The organism is Halobacillus sp. BBL2006 (assembly GCF_000786645.1).
Lineage (GTDB): Bacteria > Bacillota > Bacilli > Bacillales > Halobacillaceae > Halobacillus.
This window is the reverse complement of record NZ_JRNX01000046.1, coordinates 1-1576: the sequence shown is the minus strand read 5'-3', so window position 1 is coordinate 1576 and position 1576 is coordinate 1. Positions and strand designations below refer to the sequence as shown.

Annotated in this window: 1 protein-coding gene; it reads right to left on the bottom strand. The window is 40.0% G+C overall.

Annotation, left to right across the window (positions count from 1 at the left end; translation table 11 throughout):
- Positions 1-181: 181 nt before the first annotated feature.
- Positions 182-1576: dynamin family protein (locus LD39_RS01900; RefSeq protein ID WP_035542306.1), on the bottom strand; the 1395-nt coding region annotated here is incomplete at its 5' end.

The window sequence follows — 1576 nt, the reverse complement described above, 5'->3', positions numbered from 1 at the left end:
AGGTCGTAAAACTTGTTGAAAAACTTCGAGAAGACGCAGAAGTCGAAGTAAAGATTTAAACAACAAACAGTCCGGAATCCGTTCCGGGCTGTTTTTCACATCACAGAACCCCCATCTAAGGAGGAGGAAGTAATCCTTAGATGGGGGTTCGCTTTGTATAGTTTATGTCTTGCCTTACTCATTAGAACGATAATTGTTTCATCTGACGCAAAGCATTTTCAATTTCAGTTGTATCCCCAGGGTGATGAAGATTAAAATTGAGGCGTTTAAAGGTATCGACAATGTGTTTTTCCCATTGATCTTTATAGTGATCCATTTTTTCTCTATAGCAACGAACGTAGTGATCGTTCAATATAGGAATCGACTGCTCAAACTCTTCCTTCAATAAAGGAGAAATCATATTCGACAAGTCCTCTTTCATCGCTTCTTTTTCATTTTTCTCAAAAAAAGCTTTCGTAGACTTGAATTGTTTGAGAATTCCATTCAATGGTTTTTCTGCAAGATTCACAGTAACTTCAAGCGCCGGCAAGCTGAGTGGCTCCCATTCTATCGTATTCAAGCGTAGACTCGGCCGGGTTTTCTTCAACTGCCCGTGTATTTCTTCTTTCGTTTGATTAATCAAATCTTCGATCAATCGTTCTACTCGGAGGCTGATCGCCCTTAATTCCTGTTTCATCTCAAAGTTTATCTCTGCCCTAAGGCTTTCCACCGCTTCTAGTAATTGAGTTCTTACATCTTGATCCTTCCCATTAATGGTAGCCGGATTAAAGTGCTGCTTAAATAAATCATTGAACTGAAGCATCATGCGCTCATGAGCGTAGTAGACCTGCTTTTCCACCTTATTCTCTACCGTTTCTCTACCCCGTGTGGTGTCTTTTTGCCGTATGGTCGTTAGTGAATCATCTTCCTGATTTTCAAGTAAAGCTAATTGCTCTTCCCGCTCTTTATGATCAAGCTTCGCGTTTTTGATGAACTCACTAAGCGTTTCAATGATTTCCTCCATGTCCTGAACAATTGAACCAACTAGGACTTGAGCAAGCTCCTCATCTAAAAATCGTTGAAATTCTCGTTCAAATGTAGCTAGATTCGACGGTTCTGTATCCTCTCCCTGCTTTTCTTTCAATCCATAAAGGCTGGATAAGGAGTACATTCTCGGGTTACGAATTTGAAATCTTGCTAACTGATCAACAAGATAATCCTCCACGCTTCTTAATTCGTCTTCAGAACTTGCCAAGTCTTTTGCGTTGATAACAAAAAACATTTTGTCCATAGCAAAGCTGTCTTTGACTCGACCTAACTGAGTCAAGAAAGACTGATCTGCCTTTGAGAATGGATGGTTATAGTACGTTACGAATAATACAGCGTCGGCATCTTTAATATATTCAAACGAAACGTCCGTATGTCTCGCATTCGCTGAATCCGCTCCAGGTGTATCCACCAGGGTAACTCCTGCACTCGTTAGAGGACAGTCGTAATAAAGTTCCATCGATTCAATAAAACAAGATGTTTTCTCCTCTGAAACATATTTAGAAAACTGGTTCCACTGAATGGTTATGGATTGATTCATGTATAAATG